Source organism: Actinoallomurus oryzae (genome assembly GCF_039541955.1).
Classification (GTDB): domain Bacteria; phylum Actinomycetota; class Actinomycetes; order Streptosporangiales; family Streptosporangiaceae; genus Actinoallomurus; species Actinoallomurus oryzae.
Window position 1 is genome coordinate 201932 of the sequence record NZ_BAABHF010000010.1, and the last position, 24303, is coordinate 226234.

Here is a 24303-nt window from a genome sequence, read left to right on the forward strand (position 1 = left end):
GATACCGACATCCTCGGCGGACGCGAAGGTGTTACGACGATCCGGGGTTGTTTTTGTCACTTTCTGGGATCCGTACCGGCGAGCGCGCCATACGGCGCGGACTGTCATCATGACCCGCGTGACCGCCGGCTTCTCCCGTACGCACTGGCCCGGAAAACTCCGGCCCTACCAGGCGGCGGCGCTGGACCGGCTCGACGCGGCCTGGGCCGGCGGACGCCGGCGTGCGTGGGCGGTGCTCCCGCCGGGGGCGGGCAAGACGCTCATCGGCCTGGAGGCCGCCCGGCGCCTGGCGCGGAAGGTCGTCGTTCTGGTCCCCAACACCGCGATCCAGAACCAGTGGATCGCGCACTGGCGGCGGTTCACCCCCGCGACGGCCACCGCGGACGCGGACCGTTCCCTCGGCGCGGACGTCACCGTGCTCACCTACCAGTCGCTGGCGATCTTCGATCCGGACGCCGAGACCGACGAGGAGGGCCGCGCCCGCGGCCCGATGCGGCGGCTGCACGTCAACGGCCGCGAGCTCATCGAACGGCTGGCCGCCGCCGGGCCGCTCACCCTCGTGCTCGACGAGTGCCACCACCTGCTCGACGTCTGGGGCCGCCTCGTCGCCGAGGTCCTCGAACGGCTTCCGGACGCGATCGTCCTCGGCCTGACCGGAACCCCGCCGGAGTCGCTCTCCCCTACCGAGGCCGCGCTGGTCGACACGCTGTTCGGCACGCCGATCCTCGGCGCGTCCACTCCGGCGCTCGTCCGCGAGGGCCACCTCGCGCCGTTCGCCGAGCTGGCCTGGCTCACCCCGCCCACGGCGGTCGAGGCGGACCACATCGCGGGCGAGACTGAGCGCTTCGCCGAGCTCACGACCGACCTGGTCACCTCGACCGGCTTCCTGACCTGGCTGGACGCCCGGTTCACCGCGAACACGCACGCGGTCCCCTGGACACGCGTCGAAAGGGACGAACCACGGCTGGCCGCCGCCGCGCTGCGCATGCACCACGCGGGGCTGCTCGGCCTGCCGCCCGGCGCCCGGGTGCGCGAGGAGCACCGGCACGCGCCGTCCGCCGACGACTGGGTCGCGCTGCTGGACGACTACGTGAGCAACGCCGCGCCCGGCGCGGACACGGTGGAGGCGATCCGGCGGGCGCTCCCCTCGGTCGGGTACACGCTGACCCGCCGGGGCGTACGGGCCGCGCGGTCGCCGGTGGACCGGGTCCTGGCGCGCAGCGCCGCCAAGACGCACGCGACCGTGGAGATCGCCGCGGCCGAGGGCGCGGCGCTCGGCGAACGCCTGCGCGCGCTCGTGCTGTGCGACCACGAGCGCGCCGGGGCGCGGCTGCCCGCCCGGCTGCACGGAGTGCTGGAGCCGGAGGCGGGCTCGGCCTGGCTCGTGCTCGCCAACCTGGTGGCCGACGAACGCACCGCCCCGCTCGGGCCGATGCTCGTGACCGGCCGTACGGTCGCCGCCGGACCGGCCACGGCGCGGGCGTTCCTCGCCTGGGCGGACCGGCCGGACCTGGCGCTCACCGAGGACGGCGGCGTGTGCGTCATCGGCGGCTCCTGGTCGGCCCGCACCTGGGTCCGCCTGGTCACGGCGTTCTTCGAGGAGGGACGCTGCCGGATCCTCATCGGCACGCGCGCCCTGCTCGGCGAGGGTTGGGACGCCCGCGGCGTCAACGCGCTCATCGACCTGACCTCGGCCACCACCACGACCTCGGTGGTGCAGACGCGCGGGCGCGCGCTTCGGCTCGACCCGTCCTGGCCGGAGAAGGTGGCCAACGTCTGGAGCGTCGTCTGCGTCGCCGACGGTCACCCCAAGGGCGCGGCGGACTGGCAGCGGTTCGTCCGCAAGCACCGCGGGTACCTGGCCGCCGCGCCGGACGGGGAGATCGTGTCCGGGGTGGCGCACGTGGACGCCACGTTCTCCCCGTACGCCCCGCCGGACCCGGGCGAGCTGGACGCGGTGAACGCCGCCATGCTCGCGCGGTCCTCGGCGCGCGAGGAGACCCGCGAGGCGTGGCGGCTCGGCACCGGGTTCCGCGACGAACTCGTGCACACCCTCCGGGTCCGCGCGGCCCGTACGGCTCGCGCGCCGGTCTCCGCGGAGACGGCGCGTCCGGAGCCGCCGCCGGTCGTTCCCGCCGCGGCGTGCGCTGCCCCGGCCCCGCCTCGCCCGGTGCGCGCCGGCGTGGCGCTCGCCCTGGCGGGTGGCGGTGTGGCGGTACTGCTGCTGACCGTGCTGACCTGGGTCGCCGTGCTGCTCGGCCTGCCCCTGCTGGCGGCCGGGGCGTACCTGGGCGTGCGCCGCACTCGGGCGCTACGACGGGCGGAACGGCTGCTGGAGGAGGCCGCGGGCGATCCTCCGCTGCTGCGGTTCGCCTGCGCCGTGGCCGACGGGCTACGCGCCGCGGACCTCTCCCGGCGCGGTGCCGAGGGCGTGGTCGCGCGAGCCGAGCCGGACGGGACCTACCGGTTCTCCCTGTCCGCCGTGGACACGGCGACCTCCGAACGGTTCGCGCTCGCCCTGGACGAGGTGCTCTCCCCCGTCGCCGCGCCGCGCTACGTCATGCCGAGGTACGTCCTGCGGTCCGCTCCGGTGCACGAGTGGCTCGCGGGCACCGCGCGGGCGGACGGCGTCGTCTACCACGCGGTACCGGCGGTGCTGGGCCAGAACCGCGGCCGGGCCACGGCCTTCGCGCAGGCGTGGAACACCTGGATCTCCGCCGGCGAGCCGGTCTACGCCAACACTCCAGAAGGAGAAGGCGTCCTCGCCACCCACCGAGGCGAGAACCCACTGTCCGCCACGACCGTCCTGCGCGTCGCCTGGGACTGACTCAGGCCTCGACCACCGCGACCTCGGCCTGGTCGGTCAGGGAGCCGTTGCCGGGAAGGTGACCTGGACGGTGGTGCCCTGCCCGGGCGCCGAGGTGACTCCGACCGTGCCGCCGTGCGCGGTCACGATCGCCTCGACGATGGCCAGACCCAGACCCGACGAGCCACCGCTGTCGCGGCTGCGGCTGGGGTCGGCGCGGTAGAAACGCTCGAAGACGTGCGGCAGATGCTCCGGCGCGATCCCCTCACCCTCGTCGTGTACCGCGATCGCCACTTGCCCGTCCTGGGAGCCGACGGTCACCGTGACCGGCGTGCCGGGCCGGGTGTGCTGCACCGCGTTGCCGACGAGGTTGCGCAGCACCTGCTGGATGCGCGGGCTGTCCCCGTCGATGACCGCGTGCGCCACCCCTTGCAGGGTGATGGCCCGGTCGGCGCTGACCACCTGGGCGTCGTCCACCACCTCGCCGGCCAGCGCCACCACGTCCACCGGCCCGCGGTTCAGCGGCTGGGCCGCGTCGAGGCGGGCCAGCAGCGCCAGTTCGTCGACGAGCAGCCGCATCCGGCCCACCTCGGCCTGCATCCGTTCCATCGCGTGGTCGAGCTGGTCGGGGTCGCGCAGGCCGCCCTGGACGTACAGGTCGATCCAGCCGTGCATGGTCGCCAGCGGCGTGCGCAGCTCATGGCTGGCGTCGGCGACGAAGCTGCGCAACCGGTCCTCGGCCCGTCGCTGGGCGTCGAACGCCTTCTGGAGCCTGGCGGTGAGCACGCCGGCTCGCGGGCCGGCGAGCAGCGCGACGAGGACCGGCCGCCACCGCGAGGACCGGTTCACCGCCGCACCGGCCGCAGGCTGTACCCGAACCCCCGTACGGTGTGGATCAACGACGGCCCACCGAAGTCGATCTTGCGACGCAGGTTGGAGACGAAACGCTCGACCACGCCCGCGTCGCCGCCGAAGTCGTACTGCCAGACGTGATCCAGGATCTGCGCCTTGGAGACCACCCGCCCGGTGTTGGCGAGCAGGTAGCGCAGCAGCCGGAACTCGGTGGGGGAAAGCTCGACCGGACGCCCGCCCCGGGTCACCACGTGCCGGGCCTCATCCATCTCCAGGTCGCCGCAGCGCAGCACTCCCTCCGGCACCGCCGGCGGTACGCGGCGGGAACGCCGCAGCAGCGCCTCCAGCCGCGCGGCCACCTCGACGACGTTGAACGGCTTGGTGAGGTAGTCGTCGCCGCCCAGGCGCAGCCCGCGCACCCGGTCGTCCAGCTCGTCGCGGGCGGTCAGGAACATCACCGGCACGTGGACGTCCCGCGAGCGCAGCAGGTGCAGCAGGTCGAAGCCGTCCGTGCCGGGCAGCATCACGTCCAGCACGATCGCGTCCGGCGTGCGCGCCTCGATCGCGGCCAGTGCGGCCGGCACGTCACCGGCCGCCTCGACCTCGAACCCCGCGAACCGCAGCGCGGACAGCAGCAACTCCCGCAGCCCCGGGTCGTCGTCCACCACCAGAATGCGGTCCACGTCCTCTATTCCACCATCAGGAGGGAAGCCCGCCCGCTGAGACGCGCGCCCTCCACATCCAGGTCCGGCAGCACCCGGCCGAGCCACCGCGGCAGCCACCAGGCGCCGTGCCGGGCCAGCGCCAGCACCGCCGGCACGAGCGTCATCCGGATCAGGAACGCGTCCAGCAGCACGCCCACCGCGAGCGCGAAGGCCATGGGCTTCAGCGTGGCGTCGCCGTTCGGGATGAAGCCCGCGAAGACCGAGGTCATGATCAGGGCGGCCGCCGCGACCACGCGCGCCGAGGCCCGGAACCCCTGCCCGACCGCGCGTTGCGGGTCGCGGCTGTGGGAGTACTCCTCGTGCATGCGGCTGACCAGGAAGACCTCGTAGTCCATCGCCAGGCCGAACAGCACCGCGATGAGGATGATCGGCATGAAGCTGATCACGGGCCCGGTGCGCGAGACCCCGATCAGATCGGCGAGCCAGCCCCACTGGAACACCGCGACCACCGCGCCCAGCGTCGCGCCGACCGACAGCAGGAAGCCCAGCGTCGCCTTCAGCGGCACCACCAGCGACCGGAAGGCCACCATCAGCAGCAGAAAGGCCAGACCCGCGACGACCAGGGCATAGGGCACGAGCTCAGCGCTCAGCAGCTGGGAGATATCGATGCCGATGGCGGTCACGCCGGTGACCCCCGCGGACTCCCCGCCCGCGGCCTCGAGGCCGGTCACCACTTTTTCGGTACGTTCGTCGCGCGGCCCGGTCTCGGGGATCACCGTCAGCAGCGCGTACCGGCCGTTGGCGGACAGTTGCGGGCGTCCGGCGGCGACCACCCCGTCCACCGCGCCGAGCCTCTCGGCCAGCGCCGTGGCGGCGGCCCGCTTGTCGCCTTCGTTGGCCAGGTCGGCCAGGACCAGCAGCGGGCCGTTGAAGCCCGGTCCGAACGCGGCGGCCGTCAGGTCGTACGCCTGCCGCTGCGTGCTGGCCGCCGGAGCGGAACCGTTGTCGGTGAGCGCGAGGCGCAACCCCGCCGCCGGCAGGGCCATGACGCCGAGCGCCGCGACGACGGCGAGCGTCGTGACCAGCGGTCGGCGGGTGACCAGCCGGACCCAGCGCGCGCCCATGGTGGGCCGGCCGTCGGCGGCCTCGCGCCGGACGGCCCGCGAGCCGGGCTTGGGGCGCAGCCGCTCCCCGGCGAAGCCCAGCACGGCCGGGATCAGGGTGACCGCCACCAGCACCGCGACGATCACGGCGGCGGCCGCGGCCAGTCCCATCGCGGTCAGGAACGGGATCCGGACGATGGTCAGCCCGGCCAGGGCGATGACCACGGTGAGGCCGGCGAAGACCACCGCGGCGCCGGCCGTGCCGATCGCACGGGCCACGGACTCGTCCACGGGTACGCCGGACGCCAGCTGCGACCGGTGCCGGGCGACGATGAACAGCGCATAGTCGATGCCGACCGCCAGCCCCAGCATGAGGGCCAAGGCCGGCGCGGTCGTCGGCAGGGCCAGCATGCCCGCGACGGTGGCCAGGCCGGCGACGGTCGCGCCCACCCCGAGCAGCGCGGTGAGCAGAGGCAGCCCGGCCGCCACCAGAGAACCGAACGTGATGAGGAGGATGACCAGCGCGATCAGCAACCCTGCGGCCTCGGCGCCGTGGCCGTCATCACCGGAGCCGTCGCCGTACGCCGACCCGCCGGCCTCCACCCGTAGCCCGGCTTCACGGGCCGGCCGGAACACGTTCTCCAGCGCTTCGAGGGTGCCGTTCTCCAGGTGGGTGCGGTTCTCGTGGTAGTGCACGTACGCCAGGGCGACGCGACCGTCCGGCGAGACCGTGTTCGTGGTGAACGGGTCCACCACCCCGGCCACCTGCGGTGCCTTCGTGGCGGCGGCGAGGGTCTGTTCGATGACGGCTTCGTGCTCGGCGACCTGGTGACCGGCGGGCGCGACGAACACCACCTGCGCGGTGGCCCCCGACGAGGCGGGGAACTGCTCGGTGACGGTGTCCAGGACCCGCTGGGCACGCGAGCCGGGGATCGAGAAGTCGTCCTCGTACGAGCCGCCGGCGGTGGCGGCGAGTGTCCCGGCGACGATGAGGGCGGCCAGCCAGGCCACCAGGACGGCCCGGCGGCGCCGATAGGCCGAGGCACCGAGCCGGTAGAGCAGTGCGGCCATGACGGTGGACTCCCAACGATCGTGAATCAGGGAGCCTCATCACACCGCCCATACCTGACGACCTGACGCCCGCGAACCTGACGGTCGCCTGACGGTCGATCCCCGGCGTTCCCCCGCGTGGCCGGGGACTGGCTCAGGCGCCGACCACCGCGACCTCGACACACTGGCCGTTAGAGCTTGAACGGCTGCTCTTCCGCCACTCAGTCACGGTCGGCACCGCCGATCACCGCGACCTCGACGCACTCGCCGTTAGAGCTCGAACGGCTGCTCTTCTGCCACTCGGCTTTGGACAGGTCAGTCATCGCCTGTCTCTCCTCTCGCTTGGTACTGACCAGCTACGCGAGTCAGCAGTCGCCGCGTCGCGTCCGGGTTCAGCGCCAAGGCTCGAAGGTGCTCGTAAAAGCCAGTGTATCGGCGCAATTCGGCATCCTCTTCCAGAAAGCGGTCACCTGCCATGCTGTCGATATAAACCACCTGCGGATCGTCCGCGAAGTTCATCACGACGAACGAGCCATGCATCCCCGGGTGCGCGCCGGCGGCGAAGTCGACCACCTGAAACGTCACGTGGGGCGACTCCATCGCATTGATGAGATGGAGAAGTTGGTCGCGCATCACCATCGGCCCACCGACGGCCCGATGGAGCGCCGCCTCGTCGCAGATGGCCCAGAGCCGCAACGGGTCGTCACCCTGGAGCACCGCTTGGCGCTCAATACGAGCCTGGACTCGTCGATCGACCTCGGCTCGGGTCAGTGACGGCATCCCGCCGGGGATGACTGCCCGCGCGTACTCCTCCGTCTGGAGCAGGCCGGGGACGTAGAGGCTCTGGTAGTTCCAGACGGAGCGGGCCTCCTGTTCGAACTCGATGTAGGTGCCGTACTCCTCGGGCAGGTCGTCCGTGTACGGCTGGAGCAGGCCCGGGAAGGCGGCGTCCCTAAGGAGCTTCATCAGGGCGGCGTGCTGGTCGTCCGTCACCTCGTACACGGCGAGTAGGGCGTCGAGCGTCCGTACCTGCGGGCGCGCCCTCGCGGTCTCGATGCGGTACAAGGTCGCGGGGTTGATGCCGGTCTTCTCGCTGACGTAGTCGCGGCTCAGTTCCCTCTCCGCGCGAAGGCGACAGAGGGTTCCGGCCAGACGGCGAAGACGAATTGTCGGACGGGGGCGCGCGGACATTGAGAGACCTCCGAATCTAGAATTTCTCTATAAAACACGCAATATCTTGCGTTGATCTTGAATGCGGTACCAAACTGGCCCACAGCTAGAGCCTGCCACATGCCATATGGCGGCGTGTGGCAATTCGGAGGTGATCACATGGGAATGCCTCGACAGGCGTTCTTTCCGGTAGAAGAAGCCGAGTCGGTAGCGCTTGCCGCGACATCCGAGGCCGTGCCGCTCGCGCGGCGGCTCGTCATCGATGTCGCACGTCAGTGGCGCCTGCCCCGCGGGTTCGCCGATGACGCCGAATTGGTCATGTCGGAATTAACGACCAATGCCATAAAGGCAACGCATCTCTTCTACGCGACCCACGGCCTGGCCGAGACCGGGAACATCAGAATCCGGCTGCGCTGGACGACACCGAGCCTCTTCACCGAGATATGGGACGTCAATCCAATGCTTCCCACCCCGAGGAAAGCGAGCGAGGACGACGTCGGCGGACGCGGCCTCGGCATCGTCGAATTCATCTGCGCGCGATGGGCCGCCGAGCGCTGCGAAGACGGCGGCAAGCTCGTCTGGGCCGAACTACGTCTGCCGAGGACCTGACGATGTTCCCCGCACGCCCCGCCCCCGACACGCTGCTCAAGCCGAGCGAGGCCGCACGGCTCCTGGGAGTCCGGCCGACCACGCTGGCGAGCTGGGCCCGGGCCGGCCGGCTCACCGCCCAGGCCACCCCCGGCGGTCATCGCCGCTACCGGGCGGCCGACATCTACGCCATCATCGAAGCGTCCGGCGGTACGGACGCGGACGCCTGGAAGGACGACGCCGTACGCCTCTACGAACAGGGGTGGAGCATCCGCCAGGTCGCGGAGAAGTTCGACCGCGACTACGGCTCCATTCGCCGCCTGCTCCTCAGGCGGAAGGTCGGGTTACGGCACCGGGGACACGGTCACCGACCATGACCGGGCCGTCACGCGCGACAGGGCCGGCCGCCCGATAAAAAAGGCTTACCGTACGCAACAAAAATCTTACGGTACGACACCTTTCTCGGCGTGCGCCTTCGTGTGGTATCAAATGCTTACTTCGCGCTTCTACGGGAATGCTGGCCAACAGCCTAGGCGATACGTACAGCAACGACATTTCAGGCAAAGAGGTCAGCGATGCCTGGACGATCTATCTACAGCAAGAACCGAGCCACTGCGGCCGGAGAATCGACGCAGGGGTATTACGAAGCACGATGGATTCGCCGCCGCCCTCGCCGGGTCATGATCCGACTGCTGGTGTTCCTCATTCCGTTCATTTTCTTCACGCTTGTGCTCTCGTGGCGGAACGGGTTGGTGATCGGCTCGCTCGCGGTGGCGGCGGAGTTCACCTACGTGTGGCGTCGTCATCGGATGGCGACCGAGATGTTCAAATCGAAGCGCGCGGCGCGGACGACGGTCCGGGCGCTGTACCGGCTGGATCGGGCAGGCTACTACGCGTTTCATGACTGTCTTCTGGAGGGGAAGGAGACCGCCGAGCACATCCTCGTCGGGCCGACCGGGATCTGGTTGATCGATAGCGAGACCTTCCGGGCACAACCCCTTCTTTGGCCGGACGATAATCGCCTCGACGCAGACGAATTTCCGCCGGTTTCGCCGATCACGACGGTCCGGAAACACGCGCAGACCATGGCGAGGTTCGTCCGCGGCGCCCTCGGTAAAGACATCGTCACGCACGCGATACTCGCCGTGAGCGGGGCACCCTGGAGGCGTCTCAAAGTCGAGGAAGTGAAGGGCGTACCGGTCATCCACAGCCGATTAGTCGCATCGTGGATTCTGCGTAACGGCGACCCGATCTACTCGCCGGAAGATGTCGAGCGGATCACCACTACCGTGGCGGGCCGGCTATCGCTGCGCAGACAAACCAGCGACGATGCGATTCCCTGGCTGACCAGGGCACTGCGGCTGCGACGCCCCGACACCCGCGCTCGCCGCCCGTCCCGGCGCTACCTCCCATAGCCCGGCCCCCACGCTGAACCACCCTCACGAACAGGCGTTCTGACCGTCCAAAGTGGGGCTCGATCAGGCGTTCGGCCTGTTCGCGTCACCCCGACCGAACCGGCGAACGCCGCGACGGGCGCGCTGGGGGGACGCCGCAGACCGCCGGCTAATTCCAGTGTTCGTAGACGTCCCGCAGCGACGCTCTCCGCCCCGCGTGTGAGAGCACGTCCACGCAGCCGACCCACTGTTCGACCGATCCGGCCGGCGGCAGCCTCCGGATCTCCGGATCGGCGATCTCCGCCAGCAGGCCCCGTACGACCTCCTCATCGATCGTCCGGTACGGCCGGTCCCAGAACGGTGTGACGGCGCGCGCGGGCGTCGGCAGGCCCCTCTGCCGCTGGACGTCCAGCAGAGCCTCGGCGGCCTCGGCCAGCGCCTGCTCCCGTTCCTTCCAGCCGGACGCCGCCACCACCCGCCGCAGATCCAGCCGGGCGGCCACCGGAAGTGTCGCGAAGACCGTGCCGCGCCACTTGGCGTACGGCTGCCAACGCCGGGACAGCGTGAAGGCCAATGAGACCACGTCGGCGGCCAATTCGGCGCAAAGGAGGCGAGAGCCCAGCTCGTCGCCGCGCTCGGCGGTCCGTCCCACGAACGGCATCTGCTGAGCGAGGCGTTTCCACCCCGCGGCCAGGACGTACCGCTCGACGTCGGGCGGGTACCAGCGCAGCACCTGCCGGCACCGGGCGAGCGTGGTGGTCCGGTCGGTGAACACGGGGCCGGCGGTGACTTCGAGCACGCTCTGCCCGGTGAGGCTGAGCCAGTCCACTGCCGAGAGGCCGCCGAGCGGGTCGACCCCCAGCCTGCCGACGGCGAAGTCCCTGACCGTGGCCGTGTCCACGTTGTGCCTGCGCGCGGCGTCCCACGTCACCGGAAATCTCACCGGACGGCCCTGGAAGGTCTGGGGCAGCTCTCGCTCGAGTACCTCGATGATCCGTGGGACCGGCGCTCCGTCCTCCACGAGCAGCGTCAAGCGGCAACCCCAGTCATGGTCACGGCTCATCGTGTCGTCGAGGCCGAGAACGTCCGAACCCGAGCCGAGACGTGCCGTGGCGTACGACAGCCCGGGAAAGACCCGGTCGAGAAGGGGCTCGACGACCTCGGCGGCGAAAGAGCGAGCCAGCCCGGCTCCGGAGACGTCCACCGCGCCACCGCAACAGAAACAGGCCACCGCACGCAAGCCATTAACCGTCCGCGGGGTGCCTTCACAAGCGGCCGGATGCGCCGAGATTTCTCAGTAGTGGAACGCCGAGGCCACCTTGGCTCCCTTGCTCTGCAGGTTGACGACCGAGCCCTCGCCGGGCGGCAGGGCGCGGCAGAGTACGCCGCCGTACCCGGCCGGGAAGGCGAAGATGCCCCAGACGGCCCGCCAGTTCTCGACCTCGCCGGTCTCGGGGTTCATGACCGGTTCCGAGGCCGGGTCGACGCGGCGCTGGACGATGTGGTCGCCGCCCTGGCACTCGGCGACCGTCTCGGCCCACTCGCGGTCGGTCTGCTCCCAGCCGACGCGGATGCCCTGGCCCGCCAGGCCCGCGAACGGCTTGAGGATCATCTGGTCGCGTTCGGCGCGTACGAGGTCGGCCAGCTCCGGCGTGAGGGTCCGTGTCCAGGGCAGGATGCGGTCGATCAGGGCGTTCTCCTCCGCCGACAGGTCCGCCCGGAAGTCGGGGTCGGAGACCAGCGGCAGGCAGGTCTTGAACGAGAGCAGCGCGCTGTTCAGGGGCGTCCACAGGACGACCTGGCCCTCTTCGTGCGCTCGGGTGACCGCTTCGACGTACTCGTCGTTGCGCGGGTCGCGTGCCACCTGGTTGACCGAGAAGTAGCGCAGGAGGAGGTCGATCGGCCGGTCCCGTACGTACACCCGGCCGCCCTCGACCCGTACGTCGTCGAGCTCTCCGTACACCGTCTCGACGCCGTACCCGCGAATGGTCTCCTGGAAGGAGCGGTGCAGGGACTCGTAGTACGGCGACATGCCGCCGACGGCCTCCACCGTCGCGACGACGGGCGATTCCTTCCCCGTCACCGCGGCGAACTGCCGGGCCATGGCCGCCGGGGTGTCGACGTGCGTCAGGCCGTGTTCCGCCGCGAACTTCGCGAACGGCTCCATCGCGAGCAGGGAGTGGTTGATCTGGCTGACGTCGACCCCGCCGAGCTCGCTGCCGACGTTGAACTCCAGCAGGCGGAAGCTCTCGCCGTCGTCGTAGAGGTCGGCCCGGCCGTACAGCGGCTGCTCGCCGGTGAACCGGGCCATCAGCTCGGTGCGCCGCTCGTCGGCGCCGATCGCGGCGCAGTACTTGCGGACGTCGCCGCCGAAGAGCCGGTCCGGCAGCGACACCATCAGGTCGAACAGGCCGGCGACGTCGGCGGCGGCGCGGCGGATCCGGTCCTCGGCGCAGAACAGCGGACGCGGCAGGAAGTACTTGCCCCACGCCGCGTACAACGCCTCGGGGAACTCGGCGTTCGCCATCACGTCGCGCAGGCCGGCGTCCGCCGCGCAGGCGTCCAGGTACTTGTCGGTGACCATCCGTGGGCTCCTCATCGTCGGGGGGTGGTGGTCAGGCGTCCGGGGTGACGATCAGGTCCTTCTCGATCTTCCGGATGGCCTCGCGGTCGGCGTGGATCTGGTCGCTGCTCTCGTGCGCGAGGATGATGTAGCCCATGGTCATGCTGGCGAGCAGGTCGGTGCTGGCGTCCACGTGGTCGCCGGTCCGTACGACGTGCACCGGGGAGTGGTAGCTCGGCAGCTCGCGAGCCTGGTCGTAGATCTCGGCGTTGCGCACGATCCCCGTCGAGTGCGACATCAGGAACACCGCCATGACGTTGCGCCGGAGCGTGTAGCCGGGCGGCAGTTCGGCGCCGAGGCCCCGGCACACGTCCACGATCCGGGTGACCTGGCTCCCGCCGGTGGCGATCTCGGTGACGGCGGGGTTGCCGGCGCCCGCGAGGCGGGCGTTGACCTCCACCAGCCGCGGTCCGTCGGGCGTCATCATGATCTCGGTGTGCGCGGCCCAGTTCTTCAGCCCGACCGCGTCCAGCGCGCCGAGCCCGTAGTCGATCAGGTCACCGTACGCGTCGCGGTCGTAGGGCAGCCACTCGACGCTGTCGTAGACCGCGATGCCCTCGCCGAACGGGACCCGCTTGTAGCGGATGATGTCGGTGATCGAGTGCCGTCCGTCGTGGCTGACGGTGTCGACGGCGTACTCGGTGCCGGTCAGCTGCTCCTGGACGAGGACCTCATCGGCCACCTCGTCGAGCTTGTTGCGGGTGCCGAGCAGCGCGTCGAACTGCTCGCGCCATCCGCGCCCGCCCGGCGCCCGGCTCACCCCGACGGTGCCCGCGCTGCTCGTCGGCTTGATCACCAGGTCCCGGCCGGTCAAGCCCTCGCGCTCGATCCAGGCGGCCACCTCGCCGGCGTCGCTGGTGCAGATCTGCCGGGGGATCGGCAGTCCCGCGGCGGCGACGGTCTGGTGCATGAGGTACTTGTGCCGGCGGGCGTTCACCAGCTCGGGAACGTTGGAGTACGCGGGCGTCAGCGCGTCCGAGAGGTCCTGCGCCAGGTGCAGCGCCGACTCGAGGCCGGGGATGACGGCCATCGGGCCCAGCGCCCGGAGCCGTTCGGTCGTCCCGGCCAGGTCGCCGTGGTGGTTGATGATCGCGTCGAAGTCACCGGGCACGTGCGAGGAGAACAGCGAGCCCCACCCCGGGACCGCGTAGTCGATCACCGCGACCGGGCTGATGCCCGCCTTCCGCAGCGCCGGCGCGATCATCGCCGCCGAGGTGAAGGGTTGCACGATCGCGACGACTGGTCTGTCCATGACGTTCACCTTTTCCTTGGGCGTCTTACTGGCTGTCGGCCGAGGAGGCCAGGGCGGGTTCGGCGGGCTCCGGCTCGACGCGCCGGCGGCGCAGCCCGGCGCCCGCCGCGACGAACACCGCGCCGGCCAGCGCGAAACCTCCGGTGAGCACCCACACGCCGGAGCCCCAGGCGTGCCATCCGGCCGTACCGATGAGGGGCCCGACGGCGTAGCCGACCTGCTGGGGCGTCGTCGCCGCGCCGATGTAGCGGGCGCGCAGGGCGGGCGGTGCGACGAGACCGGGGTAGGCCATCATCGACGGCGCGGCGACGACCTCCCCGAACGTCCACACCACGGTCGCGAGCACGAGCATCGCCACCGGGCTGGGCCCGGCGTAGATGAGGTGGCCGACCCCAAGCAGCGCCATCCCGGCCACCATGGGGACGCCGATCGGCAGCCGCTGCGTCCACTTGGACAGCAGCACCTCGCAGGCGATCACCATGAAGCCGTTGATGGTCAGCAGGGTCGCGTACACCTGCGCGCTGTGGCCCGACCCCTTGACGAACAGCGGCAGGGCGGCCGAGCTCTGGATGTAGGCGAGCGCGGTCAGGAACAGGCCGAGGACGACGAGCAGGAAACGCCGGTCGGCGAGCACCCGCCCGTAGCCGGGGCGTTCCTCCTGGTTCGCGGTCTTCCCGGCCGCCGCGGGGGCCGGCTCGCGGCCGGGCCCGAGCGCGGCGAAGGCGACGACGCCGAAGGCCAGTGAGGTCGCGGCGTCGACGTAGAACAACGCGTCGTAGGAGGCGTACGCCAGCAGGAGGGCGGCGCCCAGGGGGCCGACCGTCGAACCCACGTTGAACGTGAGCCGCAGCAGCGAGAAGACCATGACGTGCCGGTCCTTCGGCGTCTCCGCCACGATCCACGCCATGGCCGCGGGCCGGTACGCGTTCGCGGTCAGGCCCGCGCCGCAGGCCACCAGCGCGCCCACCCACACGTTGGGGACGTGCACGATGGCCGCGGTCAGCACGGCCGTCCCGGCCATCGAGCCGGTGACGACCCAGCGGTAGCCGACCCGGTCCGCGACCGAGCCGCCGACCGCGGATCCGGAGATCCGCCCGACCATCAGCGCCATGAGGACGACGCCGCTCTCCCCCGCGCTGAAGCCCTGCCCGGTCAGGAACAGCACCAGGAACGCGTTCAGGAACGCGGCGAGGTTGCTGATCAGGTTGCCCAGGACCAGGACCCGGACCGGCCCGCTCATGGTCCGCAGCGTGGACAGGACGGTCGGGTGCGGCGCCCCCGCGGTCATGACGCCGGCTCCAACGGGGTTCCGGTGAAGGTGAAGAACCGCTCGGTGCCGACGACGGCCGCGCGGCTCTCCGCGAGCGTGTCCGCGACCGCGATCACGTAGCCGCTGCGGGCCAGGCCGCGCGGCGGCAGCCGTACCTGCGTGCCGGGCTGCGTCCCGACCTGCATCTCGACGATCGGCGGGCGCAGGAACTCCTCGTGCGCCGTCGCCGAGGTGATCTCCATGTCGTACGGCGGATAGGCGAACCGGACCGACGCGGCGCGGAGCGGCCCGGGGTGCGTTACGTCCGGGGCCCGGCCCGCGACGGCGTCGGCCGCCGCGAGCGGCGCGTCGACGCCGGACGTCAGCCGGCCGAGGTGCGGGATCATCCCGCCGCCGAGCCGGGCGTTGATCTCGATGACGTGCATCGCGCCGCCGGTGAGCTTGAACTCGATGTGGGTGTAGCCGTCGGTGAACCCGACCGCCTCGTGCGCGCGGCGCGCCGTCTCACGCATCAGCGGGTCGCCCAGCAGCGGATCGTTCGCGTCCACGTCGTGGCCGACCTCCTCGAACGCGAACCTGCCCTCCCCCAGGAACTTGCGCGCCACGATCAGCGGTGTGCAGATGCCCTGGTGCAGCACGCACTCGACGGAGATCTCCGGGCCGTCGAGGAACTCCTCGACGATCACGTAGTCCTCGAACTGGCGGATGCGGCCCATCCGGACCCCGTCGGTCAGGGCGAAGGCGGCATCGAGCTCCTCCGGCCGCTCGACCTTGCGGACGCCCATGCTGCCGCCGAGGTTGCGGGGCTTGAGGATGACCGGATAGCCGATCTCGGCGGCGAACGCGCGGGCCTGCTCCAGGGACGAGACGGCCTTCGACGCGGGCTGCGGGAGCCCGGCCTTCCGCAGCGCCTCGCGGGTCGCGCTCTTGTCGCGGCAGCGTGCGACCGCGTCCGGGGTGAAGGTGGTGAACCCCAGCGCGCCGCTCAGGTGCGCCGCGGTCTCGACGTAGACCTCGTCGTAGCAGTAGACGCCGGCGATCTCGTGGTGGTCGGCCACCTCGCGGGCCGCCGCCGTCAGCTTGTCCAGGTCGAGGCAGTCGACCACGGTGTGGCCGACGATGTAGGGGTCCTCCCAGGTGGGCGGGGCCGGGTTCAGCAGCCACAGCCGGTACCGCGCCGACACCGACTCCAGGATGTAGGCACGGTAGACCCAGTAGCTGCTCGCGACGAGGAGAAGGAGCGGGCGGTCGTCGCCCGCCGGCGGGCGGTGTGACATGCGAACCTCGATCAGGGTTGGAAGGCAGGGGGGAGTCCCGGGCTAACCGGTGAAGTAGTCCTCCGGTCCGCCCCGGCGGCGGACGTCGAGGGTGGCGCAGTGGAAGCCGCCGCCGAACGTGTTGACCGTGCGGAACGGCACCGGGATGGGCGTGAACCCCTCCTTCTCCAGCAGCCGGAGCAGCTCGGTCTCCTGGGCCTCCACGAAGATCCGTTCCTGGTCGAGCATCAGCGTGTTCATCGCGATCCAGCGGCTGCAGAAGTACATGGTCTGGTCCGCCGGGATGGCCGGCTCAGGGCAGACGATCATGTCCCAGCCCTGGAACATCTCCGGCGGCTCCGGCACCCGCTCGGGGTTGATGAGCACCTTGCCCGGCCGCAGCGGGACGAACGTGGCGTTCATGTGCATCGGGTGGTCGTCGACGAAGGCCACCTCGCGCACCCGGAACCGGTCGCCGAGCAGCCGGCGTACCCACTCGATGCCGAACCGGTTCGTCACGTGGCTGCGCTGCACGAGGATGTCGCGGCCGAACCGCATGAAGTCGCCGGCGTCGAGGATCGGCTCGAACTCGGTGATGACCGAGGTCTCCGGCGGGAACGGGTTGTCTTTGGACGGCCCGCCCGCGGGCTTGGCCTCGGCGTATCGCGGGTTGAAAGAGTCGTCGGTCAGCTCCGGCTTGGGCGCCGCGACCCAGCCGGCTCCGCGCCGGAAGTAGTCCTTGAAGATCGTGCGGAAGGGATGGGTGGCGAAGTAGTACGACCGCCAGCCCATCGTCGCCTCGACGATCGTCTCGCCCGCCACCAGCGCGATGTCGCGCGGGAACGTGTGCGACGAGCCGCCGGTGGACTGCCACGCCTGGGTGCCGAAGGAGCGCGACTGGTCCACCGGGTCCGGGCGGCGTACGGTCACGCCCTCGGCCTCCAGGATCCGGACGAACCCGTCGAGCTCCTCGCGTGCCGCCTCGACCTGCTCGGCCGGGAACGCCCCGCCGCCGTTCCGGCGGTAGAACTCCCAGGCCTCCGGCGGCACGGTCGCCTCGATCGCGGGGTGCCACGGCGGCACGGCGGCGCCGTCGATGACCCCGACGATCACTTCCTCCAGCGGGTCCCACTCGTTGTACGAGCCGACCGGGTTCGTCGTCACGCCGGGTTCCCTTCGACGGTCCGTACGGCCACATCGGCCGCCCCGGAGACGGCGGTCAGGCCGTGCAGCCGCGCGCGCGGTACGAGCAGCGCGTCGCCCCTGCCGAGGCGGTGCGGCCGGTCGGTCGCCCACGCGTGCACGTCGACCTCGCCGCCGGTCACCTCGATGACCCGGTCGGCGTCGTACACGCGGGTGGTGAACGGGTCGCCGGGCCGCAGCCTGCGGACCTCGGCGTCGTCGCGCGTCGAGGTGGCCAGGGAGGCGCCCAGGCGGGTGTGCTCATCCAGCGTGTCCGCCCAGCGGATCTGCGCGCGGAAGTCCTCATCGCCCAGGCGCAGCAGCAGCTTGGTGTCCTCGATGCCGCGGACGAGCTCGGGGATGACCAGGTCGCCGTGCGCGCGGGCGAAGCCGAGCAGCAGGTTCTCGTAGGTCATCCGGCCGTGGTGGACGTCGATGTGGGCGTGCTCGTCGCAGTACTTGGTGTCGACGCGGTCGCCGAACACCGCGCGCAGCATGGCACCGGTGTCGGCGAAGCCCTGGGCGAACAGCCACTCCAGGTAGGTCACCGCGGCCATGTAGCGGAAGACGCCGCGGTGGTCCTCGGTGAGCCAGTTGAAGTAGTTCACGCCGACGAGCGAGCTGGTCAGGTAGAAGTTCCAGTACGCGTGCAGGTCCGTGCGCAGCCCGACGCTGGCGAGCATCCCCTTGAAGATCGTGCTGTGCTTGGCGGGGTAGAGCCCGTACCCGAACTCGTCGTTGAAGATCTTGAACAGCTCCGACTGCTCCACGCCGTACGAGCCGCCGAGGTTGCGCGCCATCGCGGACGCCTCGGTCAGCGCGTCGAGGGCGAGCTGGATCAGGTGCATCCCGGCCGCCTCCTCCGCGTGGCGGCACTCGGTGATCGCGCGCATGGTGCCGCTCACCGGCGCGGTCTCGTCGACCGCCGGGTTGTTCCCGGTGTGGTCGGCGGGCGCGCCCGCGCCGCTGACCTCGCCGAGGAAGTACGCCTGCAGCTCCTCCAGGGTCCGTACGGGCGGCACGGTCACCGCGTCGTCGAGGAAGGAGAACGCGTAGCGCTCCAGGCCGGGCCGGATCGTGTCGCGCAACCCGCGTACCTCATCGGAGTAGAAGAGGTCGAAGTCCTCCTTGGCCGTGGCGAGACCGCCCGGCGGCAGCAGGATCATGTCGCTCTCGTACGCGTTGCACAGGATGCGGCCGGCGATGAGCTGGCGGTACCCGAGGAACTCCGCCTCCGTGGCGGGCACCGAGAAGTCCAGGTCGCCCACGCCGGCCGGGCCGACCGGCCGGCGGTAGGGGTTGCCGGTGATGTAGATCTCCGGCCCCGGCCGGAAGACGCGCTGCGCGCAGTAGGCCTCGATGGGGCCGGTGTCCACCCCGGTGACAGTCATCATTCCGCGCGTCATTCCGCGGCTCCGTCCGTAAGAGTGCGTACGCCGCTGGCGACGGCGGTGAAGTGGATGTTCACGCCGTCGTGCCGGGCGTCGAGCAGGAGTGGTTCGTCCGGCTGGACGCTGATGGGGACGGGCAGGCACTGGACGGCCTGCTTCCAGTGGGTGTTCGGGGTGCTCGGGGCGTTGGTGAGGCTGAGGCCGGGCACCAGGTCGAGCTCGAACCAGAACGCGACCGCGTGGCAGGTGCCGGCCACCGACGGCGGCACGACGAACTCCGCGCGCCGTGGCTCGGCGGTGTCGCGGTAGAAGTCGAAGCGGAAGACCTCGATCGGCTCCGACAGCATGCGGTGCTCGTGGTGGCGGAGCCGCGAGTCGAAGTACTCGATCGAGGACAGCTGGTTGAACTCGGTGAAGTCGAAACCGTACAGCTGCCCCACGTGGTTCTTGCGGTACAGCGACGGGCTCTCGACGAGCTGGGCGAACACGCGCCCGCCGCACGGCAGGATGATCGCGTCGTCGGTGAGCAGGTGCTCGCGGGCGTGCGCGATCGTGGGCAGGATGCCCTCGCCGAGCAGCGCGCAGTCGACCGTCTCGGTGACCAGCACGTCGGCGCGGCGGGGCAGGTCCTCGGGCACGCGCATCCGGGTGGACATCTTCGGCACGACCGTGATCACGTCGTCGTGCCCGGCCTTGCGGATGACCCGCCGTGCGACCTCGGCGACCGGGTGCTGGGCCTCACAGGCGACGATCTGCCGGGCGCCGGCGCGCGCGGCCATCATCGACAGCAGCCCGGAGCCGGCGCCGACGTCGAGGACCAGGTGCTCGGGCGAGACGATGTGCCGGATCGCCTTGTCGTACAGCTCCGAGCGCAGCTCGTCGTGGAGCATCTCCCAGTGCCAGCGCGGCACGCTCCGGCGGATCGCCCGGTTGCGGCCGATGAGCGCCCGCCAGTTGCCGCCCTCCACGTCGAGGACGAACTCGAACGCCTTGGCCGCCTCGTCGTACCGGCCCTCCGCGTACAGGGCGTGACCCCAGTCGATCAGGCCCTCGAGGTTCGGTCTCCCGGCCTCCCGCCGAGCCTTGGCGGCGTCGACCAGGCTCCCGGCCTGGACGTCGTCTTCCATCTTCGATCACCCGTCTTCTCTGCCGTTCACCCGGCGAATCGTCGATCGGCTACTCGTGTACGCCCGCCGCCCGCGCCGGGCAGGGCTCCGTCCTCGCCTGCTCGGCCTCCGGCGGCAGGTTGGCCAGAATGCGCTTGTGGATGACGGTGATCGGCGTGTCGTCCGCCACGTCGGGGAGCAGCACGACCGCCTCGTCGCCGCTGCGCACCATCGGCACGGAGGTACGTTTCACGGCCGCGGTGCCGACCTTGGTGCCGTGCCAGGGGCAGACGAGCCGGCGGCCGTCCGGGGTCTGACGGCTCAGGCTCAGCGGCCCGCCGCGGTGGGGGCACCGGTCGTGGACGAGCAGCGGCCGTCCGTCCGGCTCGAACACGAAGTAGCGGTTGTGCCCCACCAGCACGGTGTTGTGCCTGCGCAGGTCCATCACCACGACACGACTCATCGGCTCCTCCTTCGGGCGTGGGTGCATGCTCGGATCGGGACACGCCGGTCGGCGTGACCCGTGAGGGAAACCCGGGCTTATGCCGTGGGCTCGTCCACGACCGGGTGCAGCAGGTAGCGGCACTCCGGCGACACGGCCTTGACCCCGTACACCCGGCCCGCGGGGATCAGCACGGCGTCGCCGCGTACGAGCCGCTCCGGCTCGCCGGTCGCGCTGGTGACCAGGTCGGCCTCGCCCGTGTCGAGGGTGAGGACCACCGCGCCGTCGTGGCTGCGGGTGCCGAAGGGGCCGTCCGCGCTCGCGCGTACGGGCCGGGGCTCGCCGGTACGGGCGGCGGCGGCGAGTTCGCGGTGGCGCGGGATGGTGTCGGCCCACCGGATCTGGGCCGCGGTGTCCTCCTCGAACCAGCCGCCGACGAGCCGCGCCTCGGCGATGCCGCGCATGAGCTCGGGCACCACGCCCGGCCCGTGCTTCTCGGCCAGGGCCAGCAGGACCTGCTCACGGGTGATGCGCCCGTGGTGCTCGTCGATGTGGGCGTGCTCGTCGCAGTAGTGCAGGTCGACGTCCTCGCCGAAGATCTCGCGGTAGACCTTAATCATCTTCACGAACGCCGGCGCGAAGACGGCCTCCGCGTACGTGACCGCACCCGCGTAGCGGAAGAACTTCGCGTGGTCGCGGGAGAGGTAGTAGTAGAAGTTGTTGGTGGCGAGCGGCCCGGCCAGATAGAAGTTCCAGTACGCGTGCACATGCGTCGCCATGGCGCGGCTGCGGAGCATCTTGGCGAAGATCGTCGTGTGCTTGGTGTCGTAGACGCCGTAGCCGAACTCATCGATGAAGATCTTGAACAGCGCCGACTGTTCGGGACCGTAGGCCCCGGCGAGGTTGCGCGACATCGCGGACGCCTCGGTGAGTCCGTCGAGCGCGAGCTGCACGAGGTAGGTGTCGGCGGCCACCTCGGGGCGCCGGGCCGCGGCGATGGCGTTCAGCGCCGGCGACTCGCCCTGTTCGGACTCGTCGGTCACGTGCTGGAAGTACGCGTCGAGGACGTCGACCGTGCAGTTCCCGCTGACGTCCACCTCGTCGGTGAGACAGTCGAAGGCGAACCGCTCCAGGTCCGAGATGGTGGCCTCGCGCAGATGGCGGAGCCCGGTGCCGTAGAACTCCTCGAAGTCGCCGCGGAGTTCGGTCAGCCCCTGCTCGGGCAACAGCACCGTCTCGGACTCATAGAACGTGCCGAGCAGCCGGTGCGCGGCCAGCGACCGGTACGTGACCCGGTCGCGGGCGGTCAGCGGGCGGCCGAAGTCGATCTCACCGAACGTCTCCGGTGCGAGCATCCGACGGTACGGGTTGGGACCGTGCAGCACGTGACGGTCGCCGCCGAACAGCGGATTTCGCACGAACGAGAGGGCACGCTCGGAAAGGGTCTCGGTAACGGCTCCCAGCGGTACCGAGACATGCCGAATTGTCATTTATCAACCGTCCAACAAGTCTAAATCGATCAGGCTTAGACGATGATCGCGTTGTCGAGGATCGCCCAATAACGCGAGACAAGGACTCAGCTCAGGCACGGCACAACAATGTTGCGCTGCGCAATGGATGTATTACCCAAAGAGAGACCCGCCCCTTGGGTCGATCTGGCGGGCAGATTAACACTCGAAATGCGCCCGCCGGTATAACGTTCCGGAAACACAAAAATAAGACACCAAACCATCTTCCGGACATTCTTCGCATACCAGGCGAGAGGCTTCATTCCGCCGCCGCGCCGGAGCGACGCCCGCCCCGCCGCGCCCGGGAGCGCCGCCCGTACGCGGGAATGACGAGAGCAATGACCGCATGGTCAGGGGCGCAGTCGAGGGATGTCGAGCGTCCCACCTGCGCGGACTCGGGACGCCACCGGCCGGCGCGACAGACCTGACGCGGTGCCGCGGACACCTACACCCGTGGTCAGGCCCGCTGACCACCATGGTCAGGTAAAGAAATCGAGAACGTCCGAGGCGATTGCTCGATCCGCAGGCAAGAGAAGGATCCCTGAAACGGTGGCCATATCCGGCCGATTCGCGCCCTTACCCACTCGGTGCGGGCCGAGAAAACCCCTGACGAACACACCCAACAACTCGTGACGAAAGTTTCACCGACGGCTCCTCCCTATCCATTCCGTATAACCACCGTCACGGAATGAAAAGCATCTTCGCGATGTCTCAGGCCGGGGAAGCCGCCGTCGAGACGACGTCAGGCCGGGCCGGACTCCGAACGTCCGGCCCGGCCTGACGCGGCGCCGGGACGGCTCAGCCGAACTGGCCCGGCTGGTAGTCGCCCGCCGGCTGCTGGACGATGACGTTCAGCCGGTTGTAGGCGTTGATGAGGGCGATGAGCGCCACCAGGGCGGCGAGCTGCTCCTCGTCGTAGTGCTTCGCGGCGTTCGCCCAGACCTCATCGGGGACGCCACCGGCGGCGTCGGCGAGGCGGGTGCCCTGCTCGGCGAGCTCCAGGGCGGCCCGCTCGGCCTCGGTGAAGACCTTCGCCTCTCTCCACGCCGCGACGAGGTTGAGGCGCACGGAGGTCTCCCCCGCGTGCGCGGCCTCCTTGGTGTGCATGTCGAGGCAGCCGGCGCAACCGTTGATCTGGCTGGCGCGGATCTTCACCAGCTCCTGCGTCGCCGCCGGCAGCGTCGAGTCGGTCACGACCTTGCCCGCCGAGTTGATGTACTTGCCGAACTTCGTCGCGACGGGGCTGCCGAAGAGGTTGAGACGGGCTTCCATGGTGATCTCCTTGCCGTTCTCGGGATACAACCTCGTTGACGGGAGGGCGCGCCAGAATGTGACATGCCCGCGATGTGACCCACGTCTCCCCAAGAAGGCCGGCCGGTCACGAACCGGCCGCGACAAATCCCCCATACCGGGATGCCCTTGTGGAAGGTTGTTCCCTATGGAACGTCAGGGCAACGATCCCTCCGCGGATTCCCCGGTCCGTGCCCTCGCGATGGACCGCCCGCACTCGGCACGCGTGTGGAACTACTGGCTGGGCGGCAAGGACTGCTACCAGGTCGATCGCGAGCTCGGCGACAAGGTCGCGCGACTGGTGCCCGGCATCGTCGAGTCGGCACGAGCGGACCGGGACTTTCTCAACCGCGCGGTGCACCACCTCGCCGAGCAGAAGGGCATCCGGCAGTACCTCGACATCGGCACCGGCCTGCCCACCATGGAGAACACCCACGAGGTGGCCCAGCGGATCGCCCCCGAGTCACGGATCGTGTACGTCGACCACGACCCGATGGTCCTGTCCCACGCCCGCGCGCTCCTCACCAGCGCCCCCGAAGGCGCCACCGACTACATCGACGCCGACCTTCGGGAACCCGAGAAGATCCTCGCGGCCGCCGCCAAGACACTGGACTTCGACAAGCCGATAGCACTGATGCTCCTCGCCGTAGTCCACCTGATCGTCGACGACGACGAGGCCTACGGCCTGGTACGGCGCCTGATGGCCGCCCTACCCCCGGGCAGCCACCTGGTGCTGACCCACGCGTGCACCGACGCCCCGACAACGCGAACAGCCGTCCAGGCCTACAACGAGAGCGCCATCCCCACAGAGATCAAGGGCCGCAGCAAAAGCGAGATAGCAGCGTTCTTCGAGAGCCTGACCCTGATCCCCCCAGGCATCGTGCCCTGCCCAGACTGGCACCCCACCCCAACCCCGCAAAGAACCCCACACGAGGTCATGACCTACTGCGGAGTCGCCACAAAACCCTAGACCCCAACCCAGCCGAGGAGCCGGGACCCCGAACAGAGCATCCGGCAAGATCCCCTCCTCCGACAGCAACCGGCCGGGGGGCGTGGGGGGCGAAGCCCCCCCACATGGGGGGTTCCAGGGGGTCACCCCCTGGACAAAATGACAAAGGACCAGCGGGGAAGGCGACAAACGTCGCCAACCACACTGGCCCTAGGTCCGCGTGGAGCTGAGGGGATTTGAACCCCTGGCCCCCTCGATGCGAACGAGGTGCGCTACCGGACTGCGCCACAGCCCCAACGACGCAGTAAGGCTAGCAAACATTGGGCACTCCTCGCGCACCTGAGGGGGCCGCGGAGGGCACCACGCCGAAAAACCTCGCGGGCCACCGGGACGATGCCGAGGCATC

Annotated in this window: 22 protein-coding genes and 1 tRNA gene; 5 read left to right on the plus strand and 18 right to left on the minus strand. The window is 70.3% G+C overall.

The features are described 5' to 3' along the window. Positions 1 to 109 precede the first annotated feature (109 nt). Positions 110 to 2827, plus strand: coding sequence for a DEAD/DEAH box helicase family protein (locus ABEA10_RS05810; RefSeq protein WP_345458416.1), 2718 nt, complete (start codon positions 110 to 112; stop codon positions 2825 to 2827). A gap of 36 nt (positions 2828 to 2863) precedes the next feature. Here the strand turns inward: ABEA10_RS05810 and ABEA10_RS05815 are convergent, their stop codons facing one another. The 6 genes from ABEA10_RS05815 to ABEA10_RS05835 form a co-directional block, all read right to left on the minus strand. Continuing rightward, positions 2864 to 3655: a sensor histidine kinase gene (locus tag ABEA10_RS05815; protein WP_345458418.1), complete on the minus strand. Its 792-nt coding sequence runs from the start codon at positions 3653 to 3655 to the stop codon at positions 2864 to 2866. Next, the gene (locus ABEA10_RS05820) at positions 3652 to 4341 is read right to left on the minus strand and encodes a response regulator transcription factor (protein ID WP_345458420.1); all 690 of its coding nucleotides are present in this window, start codon (positions 4339 to 4341) and stop codon (positions 3652 to 3654) included. The genes ABEA10_RS05815 and ABEA10_RS05820 overlap by 4 nt, the downstream gene beginning before the upstream one ends. 5 nt (positions 4342 to 4346) lie before the next feature. Then, the gene (locus ABEA10_RS05825) at positions 4347 to 6497 is read right to left on the minus strand and encodes an MMPL family transporter (protein WP_345458422.1); all 2151 of its coding nucleotides are present in this window, start codon (positions 6495 to 6497) and stop codon (positions 4347 to 4349) included. 133 nt (positions 6498 to 6630) lie between these two features. Continuing rightward, positions 6631 to 6714: a DUF397 domain-containing protein gene (locus tag ABEA10_RS51015; RefSeq protein WP_425550880.1), complete on the minus strand. Its 84-nt coding sequence runs from the start codon at positions 6712 to 6714 to the stop codon at positions 6631 to 6633. Next, the gene (locus ABEA10_RS05830; RefSeq protein WP_345458424.1) at positions 6698 to 6799 is read right to left on the minus strand and encodes a DUF397 domain-containing protein; all 102 of its coding nucleotides are present in this window, start codon (positions 6797 to 6799) and stop codon (positions 6698 to 6700) included. The genes ABEA10_RS51015 and ABEA10_RS05830 overlap by 17 nt, the downstream gene beginning before the upstream one ends. Next, positions 6792 to 7667 carry a helix-turn-helix domain-containing protein gene (locus tag ABEA10_RS05835; RefSeq protein WP_345458426.1) on the minus strand — a complete coding sequence of 292 codons (876 nt, stop codon included), beginning with the start codon at positions 7665 to 7667 and terminating at the stop codon, positions 6792 to 6794. The genes ABEA10_RS05830 and ABEA10_RS05835 overlap by 8 nt, the downstream gene beginning before the upstream one ends. A 138-nt stretch (positions 7668 to 7805) precedes the next feature. Between ABEA10_RS05835 and ABEA10_RS05840 the strand changes: the two genes are divergently transcribed. The 3 genes from ABEA10_RS05840 (at position 7806) to ABEA10_RS05850 (ending at position 9649) form a co-directional block, all read left to right on the plus strand. Next, on the plus strand, positions 7806 to 8255 hold the full coding sequence (locus ABEA10_RS05840; RefSeq protein WP_345458428.1) for an ATP-binding protein: 450 nt from the start codon (positions 7806 to 7808) through the stop codon (positions 8253 to 8255). Between the two features lie 2 nt (positions 8256 to 8257). Beyond that, entirely contained in the window at positions 8258 to 8611 is a 354-nt protein-coding gene (locus ABEA10_RS05845; RefSeq protein ID WP_345458430.1) for a helix-turn-helix domain-containing protein, read from the plus strand. A 303-nt stretch (positions 8612 to 8914) separates the two neighbouring features. Further along, positions 8915 to 9649 (plus strand): nuclease-related domain-containing protein, encoded by a 735-nt coding sequence (locus ABEA10_RS05850; protein ID WP_345458432.1) that lies wholly within the window; start codon positions 8915 to 8917, stop codon positions 9647 to 9649. Positions 9650 to 9797: 148 nt separating this feature from the next. Here the strand turns inward: ABEA10_RS05850 and ABEA10_RS05855 are convergent, their stop codons facing one another. The 11 genes from ABEA10_RS05855 to ABEA10_RS05905 form a co-directional block, all read right to left on the minus strand. Further along, the gene (locus tag ABEA10_RS05855) at positions 9798 to 10832 is read right to left on the minus strand and encodes a DUF4037 domain-containing protein (protein ID WP_345458434.1); all 1035 of its coding nucleotides are present in this window, start codon (positions 10830 to 10832) and stop codon (positions 9798 to 9800) included. A 90-nt stretch (positions 10833 to 10922) separates the two neighbouring features. After that, positions 10923 to 12212, minus strand: a complete 1290-nt coding sequence (locus ABEA10_RS05860; protein ID WP_345458436.1) for an ATP-grasp domain-containing protein — start codon at positions 12210 to 12212, stop codon at positions 10923 to 10925. Between the two features lie 31 nt (positions 12213 to 12243). After that, positions 12244 to 13503: an ATP-grasp domain-containing protein gene (locus ABEA10_RS05865; protein ID WP_345458438.1), complete on the minus strand. Its 1260-nt coding sequence runs from the start codon at positions 13501 to 13503 to the stop codon at positions 12244 to 12246. A 25-nt stretch (positions 13504 to 13528) separates the two neighbouring features. Beyond that, entirely contained in the window at positions 13529 to 14791 is a 1263-nt protein-coding gene (locus tag ABEA10_RS05870) for an MFS transporter (protein ID WP_345458441.1), read from the minus strand. Continuing rightward, positions 14788 to 16050: an ATP-grasp domain-containing protein gene (locus tag ABEA10_RS05875; RefSeq protein ID WP_345458443.1), complete on the minus strand. Its 1263-nt coding sequence runs from the start codon at positions 16048 to 16050 to the stop codon at positions 14788 to 14790. Before ABEA10_RS05875 ends, ABEA10_RS05870 begins: the two co-directional genes overlap by 4 nt. A 42-nt stretch (positions 16051 to 16092) precedes the next feature. Further along, positions 16093 to 17193, minus strand: coding sequence for a hypothetical protein (locus ABEA10_RS05880; protein ID WP_345458445.1), 1101 nt, complete (start codon positions 17191 to 17193; stop codon positions 16093 to 16095). Next, positions 17190 to 18605 carry an iron-containing redox enzyme family protein gene (locus ABEA10_RS05885; protein ID WP_345458447.1) on the minus strand — a complete coding sequence of 472 codons (1416 nt, stop codon included), beginning with the start codon at positions 18603 to 18605 and terminating at the stop codon, positions 17190 to 17192. Before ABEA10_RS05885 ends, ABEA10_RS05880 begins: the two co-directional genes overlap by 4 nt. An 8-nt stretch (positions 18606 to 18613) precedes the next feature. Then, on the minus strand, positions 18614 to 19729 hold the full coding sequence (locus ABEA10_RS05890) for a 50S ribosomal protein L11 methyltransferase (protein WP_345458449.1): 1116 nt from the start codon (positions 19727 to 19729) through the stop codon (positions 18614 to 18616). A 49-nt stretch (positions 19730 to 19778) separates the two neighbouring features. After that, complete coding sequence (locus ABEA10_RS05895; RefSeq protein WP_345458451.1) at positions 19779 to 20171, minus strand: Rieske 2Fe-2S domain-containing protein; 393 nt, start codon at positions 20169 to 20171, stop codon at positions 19779 to 19781. A gap of 77 nt (positions 20172 to 20248) precedes the next feature. Next, positions 20249 to 21568 carry an iron-containing redox enzyme family protein gene (locus tag ABEA10_RS05900; protein WP_345458452.1) on the minus strand — a complete coding sequence of 440 codons (1320 nt, stop codon included), beginning with the start codon at positions 21566 to 21568 and terminating at the stop codon, positions 20249 to 20251. Between the two features lie 888 nt (positions 21569 to 22456). Then, the gene (locus ABEA10_RS05905) at positions 22457 to 22930 is read right to left on the minus strand and encodes a carboxymuconolactone decarboxylase family protein (protein WP_345458454.1); all 474 of its coding nucleotides are present in this window, start codon (positions 22928 to 22930) and stop codon (positions 22457 to 22459) included. A 166-nt stretch (positions 22931 to 23096) separates the two neighbouring features. Between ABEA10_RS05905 and ABEA10_RS05910 the strand changes: the two genes are divergently transcribed. After that, positions 23097 to 23918, plus strand: a complete 822-nt coding sequence (locus ABEA10_RS05910; protein WP_345458456.1) for an SAM-dependent methyltransferase — start codon at positions 23097 to 23099, stop codon at positions 23916 to 23918. Positions 23919 to 24118: 200 nt separating this feature from the next. Here the strand turns inward: ABEA10_RS05910 and ABEA10_RS05915 are convergent. Continuing rightward, positions 24119 to 24192 (minus strand) — tRNA-Ala (locus ABEA10_RS05915). Positions 24193 to 24303 lie beyond the last annotated feature (111 nt).

Coding starts and splice junctions, on each gene's coding strand:
- ABEA10_RS05810 (WP_345458416.1), top strand. CDS start 110: ATGACCCGCGTGACCGCCGGCTTCTCCCGTACGCACTGGCCCGGAAAA.
- ABEA10_RS05825 (WP_345458422.1), bottom strand. CDS start 6,497: ATGGCCGCACTGCTCTACCGGCTCGGTGCCTCGGCCTATCGGCGCCGC.
- ABEA10_RS05830 (WP_345458424.1), bottom strand. CDS start 6,799: ATGACTGACCTGTCCAAAGCCGAGTGGCAGAAGAGCAGCCGTTCGAGC.
- ABEA10_RS05835 (WP_345458426.1), bottom strand. CDS start 7,667: ATGTCCGCGCGCCCCCGTCCGACAATTCGTCTTCGCCGTCTGGCCGGA.
- ABEA10_RS05840 (WP_345458428.1), top strand. CDS start 7,806: ATGGGAATGCCTCGACAGGCGTTCTTTCCGGTAGAAGAAGCCGAGTCG.
- ABEA10_RS05845 (WP_345458430.1), top strand. CDS start 8,258: ATGTTCCCCGCACGCCCCGCCCCCGACACGCTGCTCAAGCCGAGCGAG.
- ABEA10_RS05850 (WP_345458432.1), top strand. CDS start 8,915: ATGATCCGACTGCTGGTGTTCCTCATTCCGTTCATTTTCTTCACGCTT.
- ABEA10_RS05860 (WP_345458436.1), bottom strand. CDS start 12,212: ATGGTCACCGACAAGTACCTGGACGCCTGCGCGGCGGACGCCGGCCTG.
- ABEA10_RS05865 (WP_345458438.1), bottom strand. CDS start 13,503: ATGGACAGACCAGTCGTCGCGATCGTGCAACCCTTCACCTCGGCGGCG.
- ABEA10_RS05870 (WP_345458441.1), bottom strand. CDS start 14,791: ATGACCGCGGGGGCGCCGCACCCGACCGTCCTGTCCACGCTGCGGACC.
- ABEA10_RS05875 (WP_345458443.1), bottom strand. CDS start 16,050: ATGTCACACCGCCCGCCGGCGGGCGACGACCGCCCGCTCCTTCTCCTC.
- ABEA10_RS05885 (WP_345458447.1), bottom strand. CDS start 18,605: ATGATGACTGTCACCGGGGTGGACACCGGCCCCATCGAGGCCTACTGC.
- ABEA10_RS05890 (WP_345458449.1), bottom strand. CDS start 19,729: ATGGAAGACGACGTCCAGGCCGGGAGCCTGGTCGACGCCGCCAAGGCT.
- ABEA10_RS05895 (WP_345458451.1), bottom strand. CDS start 20,171: ATGAGTCGTGTCGTGGTGATGGACCTGCGCAGGCACAACACCGTGCTG.
- ABEA10_RS05905 (WP_345458454.1), bottom strand. CDS start 22,930: ATGGAAGCCCGTCTCAACCTCTTCGGCAGCCCCGTCGCGACGAAGTTC.
- ABEA10_RS05910 (WP_345458456.1), top strand. CDS start 23,097: ATGGAACGTCAGGGCAACGATCCCTCCGCGGATTCCCCGGTCCGTGCC.